This window comes from Actinokineospora sp. (assembly GCF_050699995.1).
Classification (GTDB): Bacteria; Actinomycetota; Actinomycetes; order Mycobacteriales; family Pseudonocardiaceae; genus Actinokineospora.
In genome coordinates, this window is record NZ_JBOHGC010000195.1 from 1 (window position 1) to 5718 (window position 5718).

General features: G+C 67.1%; 7 protein-coding genes. 4 read left to right on the forward strand and 3 right to left on the reverse strand.

Translation table 11 applies throughout. The features are described from left to right. The 3 genes from ACRDSQ_RS10665 to ACRDSQ_RS10675 all read left to right on the forward strand — a co-directional run. A partial coding sequence (locus ACRDSQ_RS10665; RefSeq protein ID WP_431420693.1) for a DUF389 domain-containing protein occupies positions 1 to 856 on the forward strand: 856 nt, incomplete at its 5' end. 189 nt (positions 857 to 1045) lie between these two features. Next, the gene (locus tag ACRDSQ_RS10670) at positions 1046 to 2260 is read left to right on the forward strand and encodes a hypothetical protein (protein ID WP_431420694.1); all 1215 of its coding nucleotides are present in this window, start codon (positions 1046 to 1048) and stop codon (positions 2258 to 2260) included. Positions 2261 to 2362: 102 nt separating this feature from the next. Beyond that, positions 2363 to 3184, forward strand: coding sequence for an SGNH/GDSL hydrolase family protein (locus ACRDSQ_RS10675; RefSeq protein ID WP_431420695.1), 822 nt, complete (start codon positions 2363 to 2365; stop codon positions 3182 to 3184). Here ACRDSQ_RS10675 and ACRDSQ_RS10680 read toward each other — a convergent pair. Further along, positions 3111 to 3719, reverse strand: a complete 609-nt coding sequence (locus ACRDSQ_RS10680; protein ID WP_431420696.1) for a hypothetical protein — start codon at positions 3717 to 3719, stop codon at positions 3111 to 3113. The two genes, ACRDSQ_RS10675 and ACRDSQ_RS10680, sit on opposite strands and share 74 nt — an antisense overlap. On the opposite strand from ACRDSQ_RS10680, the gene ACRDSQ_RS10685 reads away from it, so the two are divergent. Then, the gene (locus ACRDSQ_RS10685) at positions 3688 to 4284 is read left to right on the forward strand and encodes a pyridoxal-phosphate-dependent aminotransferase family protein (RefSeq protein WP_431420697.1); all 597 of its coding nucleotides are present in this window, start codon (positions 3688 to 3690) and stop codon (positions 4282 to 4284) included. The genes ACRDSQ_RS10680 and ACRDSQ_RS10685 overlap by 32 nt on opposite strands. A 253-nt stretch (positions 4285 to 4537) precedes the next feature. Here ACRDSQ_RS10685 and ACRDSQ_RS10690 read toward each other — a convergent pair whose 3' ends face one another. Both ACRDSQ_RS10690 and ACRDSQ_RS10695 read right to left on the reverse strand, forming a co-directional pair. Then, positions 4538 to 5014 carry an NUDIX domain-containing protein gene (locus tag ACRDSQ_RS10690; protein ID WP_431420698.1) on the reverse strand — a complete coding sequence of 159 codons (477 nt, stop codon included), beginning with the start codon at positions 5012 to 5014 and terminating at the stop codon, positions 4538 to 4540. 11 nt (positions 5015 to 5025) lie between these two features. Next, positions 5026 to 5718 (reverse strand): hypothetical protein (locus tag ACRDSQ_RS10695; RefSeq protein ID WP_431420699.1); only part of this gene is annotated, 693 nt, incomplete at its 5' end.

Consider the following 5718-nt stretch of genomic DNA (forward strand, 5'->3'; position numbering starts at 1 on the left):
CGTGCTGTTCCCGGGTGCCGCGGTTCAGCCCGCGGGCGACGTCATCGAAGCCGACGTCGCCCGCGAGGCCGCCGACGAGATCCTCGCCGTGCTCTGTTCGCTCGGCATCGACCACACCGGCGGCATCACCCTCGAGCAGATCGACACGGCGATGTCCGACGCCGCAGACCTCGCCGAGCGCGACGCTCCCGGTGAGGCGGCCGACGCGGTGGTCTGGGAGGAACTGGTCTCCCGCACCGGCGAAGAATCCCGCCTCAATGCCACCTACCTGGCCTTTCTCGTTATCGCGTGCCTGCTGGCCGCGGTCGGCGTGATCACCGATTCGCCGATCACGATCGTCGGCGCGATGGTGGTCGGGCCGGAGTTCGGGCCGCTCGCCGCCGTCGCGGTCGGGTTGGTCCGGCGGCGGTGGGACCTTGTGCGTCGCGCGAGCCTGGCGCTGGGGTTGGGGTTCCTGGTGGCCATCGCGATCACCGCTGGCGGCACCTGGCTCGGCTGGACCGCGGGCCTGTTCGACGCGAGCGTCATCGTCGGCGACCACCAGGTCGACTTCGTCTACCAGGTCGGCCCGTGGTCGCTGATCGTGGCCGTCCTGGCGGGCGCCGCGGGCATGCTGTCGATGACATCGGCGAAGTCCGCGGCCCTGGTCGGTGTGTTCATCTCGGTGACCACGGTGCCCGCCGCGGGCTATATCTCCGTCGCCGCGATCCTCGGCGAATGGCAGAAGGTGCTCGACTCGGCGGGCCAGTTGACGATCAACCTGCTGGGCATCGTGGTCGCCGCCTCAGCGGTGCTGATGGTGCGCCGGAGCAGGCGTTTCGCCGACGACGCGGTGCGCCCATTGTCGCCTGGCTGAATTTCAAACGTGGTTCCCACGAATTTCAAACGAAGGTCTCACGGTTTGGGAGCACGACACCCGTTCTGGCTTCGCGCCGTGATTTCTCGACCGGCCCCCTCCCTCTGGATCGTCGCGTACCACTACGGTCCTCGGGGACACCCAAGGCCCGGCCTAGGGGACCTACGATCGGGAGTAGGGTCAGAGGAGATGAGTGTGGAGATCGCCGCCGACCCACCGGAGACAAACGACACCGTGACGTCACCGGACCAGCAGGCGGAGGTACTGGCGACCGTCGTCGCCGCGGAGTCGGTGCTCACCAAGCGGTTCGGGGCCCGGATCCAGCTCGGCGAACCGGAAGACCTCGGCGGCAGCGAACGCTCCATCGTCTTACGGGTGAAGGTGGCGTCGAGCCCCTTCTCCCTCCCGCGCACCCTCGCCGTCAAGCGCTACGTCCAGCCGCCGGGCACCACCCCGCGTGACAGCTGGATCCGCGAGGCCGTCAGCTACCAGCTCTTCACCGCACTGACCGCCGAAGACCGCATGTGCCCGGAACTGTTCGCCCACGACGGCGACACCCGGCTCCTGGTCATGGAAGACCTTGGCCGCGCGCCGACGCTCGCGGGCAAGTTGCACGGCACCGACGCGCGCGCCGCGGAAGGCGCGCTGCTGTCCTGGGCCCGGTCACTGGGCCGCTTGCACGCCACGACCGCGGGCCGTGAAGCCGACTTCGACGCCTTGCTGCGCAGGCAGAGCCCACCCAACGCCAAAGACCCCCTCGCCGAACACGGCCCCACTGCCGTCGCCGCCCTGCCCGCGTTGCTCGCGGCCGAGTTCGGTGTCGAGACGAGCCCCGCGGCCGCCGAGTTCGCCCTGGGCACCGTGGCGTTGCTCGACAACAGCAGGCACCGGGCGTTCAGCCCGTCGGACTCCTGCCCCGACAACAACCTGATCACCAACCGCGGCGTGCGTTTCCTCGACTTCGAGGGCGGCTGCGTCCGGAACATGATGTTCGACGCGGCCTACCTGACGGTGCCGTTCCCGTCCTGCTGGTGCGCCTACGCCCTGCCCCCCGGCATGACCGACGCCATGCTCGCCGCGTGGCGCGCGGAAGTCCGAGTCATGTGGCCGGACCTCGATGACGACGCGGTGTTGCTGCCGCGGCTGCTTGACGCCCAGATCTTCTGGGTGTGGCTGACCACCTGGCAGTACCTGACGGTCCCGGACATCGACCAGCTCGGCTCGGGTGGCGCGGTCGACACCCCGCACCAGAGCGAGGTGCTGGTGGCCCGCTGGGTCGACCTGGCCAAGGCCGCGAAGCGCGCGGGCGCGAGCGCGGTCGCCGATCACGCCGAGTCTGTCGTCGTGGCGATGAAGGCACGCTTCGGAAACGGCTCGCTAGAACTCTACCCAGCGTTCCGATAAGGCACGCGGTTCGTCCGCGAGCACCGATTCTTCGCTGACGCGCCGCTACCAGGACACCCCGATCTCACCGCCCGTGCGCGCTCACCCCTGATCGTTGTCCCCGTGACCGCGGTGGCGATTTCCACGGCATGGACGGCGAGCAGGCTCGCCGTCCTCGGTGACTCGACAACCTTCGGCGTGGGCGACCCACTTCCCAGAGGCGGCTGGCGCGGTGTCGGCCCCCTCCTTGGCCAAGCGCTGGGCGCCCAGGTCGACAACTTCTCCTTCACCGGCGCGCGCATAGCGTGTGTCCACGACCGGCAACTCAAGGAAGCGCTCAAGGCGCGTCCGGACGCGGCCATCCTGATCGCCGGGATGAACGACACCCTGCGTTCGGACTTCGACCCGGAGCAGATGCGCGCGCACCTCATCCGCGTGGTGACCACGCTCAACACCCAAGGCGCGCTGGTCCTGCTCGCCCGCTACCACGACCACAGCCGCGTCTTCCGCCTTCCCAGCTCGCTTCGCCGCGCGCTCAAGGGCCGCATCGACCGCCTCAACGAGGTGATCGACGAGGTCGTGGCCGAGACCGGCGCCCCGTGCCTGGATCTTGACCGGATGCCGGGCGCCTACGGCCCCGATGTCTGGGCGGTCGACCGGCTGCACCCGTCCGAACTCGGCCACCGCATGCTCGCCGCCGGTTTCGGCGAGTTGCTGGCCGCCGCGGGCTGCGCGGTGCCGAACCCGGTGAGCCTGGTCTGCGAGGGCGGCAGGCCCGCCAACAAGGTCGAGCACTTCGCCTGGCTGATCATCAAGGGCATCCCGTGGCTGTGGCGGCGTGGGCGTGACCTGGTGCCCTACGCCGTGGGGATCATGGTCCGGTCGGTGGTGGGCCGTCCCGAGCCCAGCGGGCCCGTACCGGCGGAGGCCCCGGCGCGTCCGTAAAGTCCACGGCATGGCACTGGTTGACCGTGTACTGCTCGGACCCGGACCGTCGAACCCGTATCCGGAGGCGACCGCCGCGCTCGGCGCGCCGCTGCTCGGCCACCTGGACCCGGAGTTCCTGCGCGTGCTCGATGAGACGTGCGCGCGCCTGCGGGTCGTGTGGGGCACGCAGAACGCCCGCACCCTGCCGCTGTCGGGCACCGGCTCGATCGGCATGGAGGCCGCGTTCGCGAACTTCGTCCGACCAGGTGACGTCGTGGTCGTGGCGGTGAACGGGCTCTTCGGCGAGCGGATGGTCGACGTCGCCGGGCGCTACGGCGGCGAGGTCGTGCGCGTCGACCACGACTGGGGACAGCCCGTCGACGTCGAGCGCGTCCTCGCCGCGCACCCCGCGCCCAAGGTCGTCGCGGCGGTGCACGCGGAGACGTCGACCGGCGTGCGCAGCGACATCGGCGCCCTCGCTGTCGACACGCGACCCGGGCGCGCTCGTCGTCGCCGACTGCGTGACCTCGCTGGCCGGGATCCCGGTCAGCATCGACCACTGGGGTGTGGACGTCGCGTACTCCGGCACCCAGAAGTGCCTGGGTGTCGCGCCGGGTCTGGCGCCGTTCACGGTGTCCGAGCGCGCGTGGGAGCGGCGCGTGTCGAAGCCGCCTACCTGGTACTTGGACTTGAACCTGATCGGCGCTTACGTCGACGGAAGCAACGGCGGCCGTACCTACCACCACACCGCGCCCGTGGCCATGATCGCGTCGCTGCACGCCGCGCTCGGCCGGGTGCTGGAGGAAGGGCTGGAAGCGGTCTGGGAGCGGCACCGGGTCGCGGGGGAGCGGCTGCGGGAAGGACTCGGCGAGCTCGGCTTGGACCTGTTCGCCGCCGAAGGCCACCGGCTGCCGGAGCTGACGACCGTGCGCGTCCCCGACGGCGTGGACTCCGCCAAGATCCGGCACGTTCTCCTCTCGGAGTACAACCTGGAAATAGGCGCGGGTGCGGGCGCGTTCGCCACCAGTGTGTGGCGCATCGGCCTGATGGGTCACAACGCCCGGCTCGACCGGGTGGAACTCGTCCTCGGCGCGCTGCGCCGGGTCCTCGGCCGATAGGAGTCGGATACATGCGTGCGACCGTCCTGCATGGTGCTGGTGACATCCGGCTCGAGGACGTGGCGGACTTGCAGGGTATCGCCTTTCAGTACCCATCTGTTACAAGGTTGGCCCACCTTTCGACTACGTGAATGCGTTAACTCCACAACTCGTAGCCATACTGACACACGGCTGCGAGATCGATCCGAAACTCGGGCATCCTTCCTCGCAACATGGCAACTCCAGTCACCGCAGCGCGGACTAACCGTCGATTTCAGGCGGAAGGATTTAGCCCGCCCCGAATCCCAGCCAGATAGTCAGTTATCCGCACCCTAATCCGCGGATGCATGTTAAGCTGTGAAAGCTCGCCTATTGGCACGAAGCGCAATTCTGTCGACTCATCACTGAGCCGGAGGCTTCCTCCATTTATCGAACAGACAACGCAGACGGAGAATTCCTGGCGTACTTCACCGTCACTATATTCAAATACATGCTTTGGGTCCGAATACACGGCGCTTATATAGGTGGGCGCGACATGCAAGCCGGTTTCTTCCAGCACCTCACGGACGGCGGTTGTTGCAATCGATTCACCGAATTCCATGCCGCCGCCGGGAAGTGCCCATAGATCGTTGTCAGAGCGCCGGTGAAGCAAGATTCGGTTCGAGTCATCGACGATAATCGCTGATGCGGCTGCCACAATGGAGTTGGGCTCGGGTGCTTGTGGATCATCGTAGTAGTCAACTCGTGCCATAGGTTATCTCCCTAGGATGTCCAGTCCACGGGTGCGGTGTTGAACCACACCGTTTCGAAGTGGTTGGCGAATCGGCCGAACAGTCCACCATTTCCGGTACGGCGTAGATGCAGCATCGGAGCCGAAGCTCCGGTGGTCGCATAGAGGTGAGGCGTCACCAGCATCTCGTCATCAAATCGGAAGATCGAGTTGTACAGCGGGATGTCCTGGTAGCGGACTTGGAAGTTCTCGCAGTCCAACAGCGGCGTGAAATGTTTGATCGTGGAATTGATTCGCACGGTTAGCGTGATGGGCTGGTCTTCCTCAGCGTCCCGGTAGGCGACATGGGGTGAGATCGGGTCGGCGATGGCAGCTCGCACGACGCATCCGTCGTCACACTTCCTCCTTAGTGTGTCGACCAGCTCCGGATGCTGCATCGCCAGGAAGTACAGGGTGTACCCCAGTAGGTCGATTTGGCGAGTGGCGCCGGTGATGAGGTCCCACCACGCGGAGACGGGAAACTCGGACCTGTATGGGTACGTGCCAACGATCTCGTTCGATGAACCCGGTGGCGGAGTTTGTGACCGCAGGGGTGCCGCCAATGCCGCTGCCTTAAGTGATTGTGGTGGGTTAAGATCGTCGTGTGGCTGGTGTGACACGTGAGGTGAAGGCGGCTCAGGAGCGGCTTCCGGACCGGATTTCGATCGGGGTGTTGGCGAGGACGT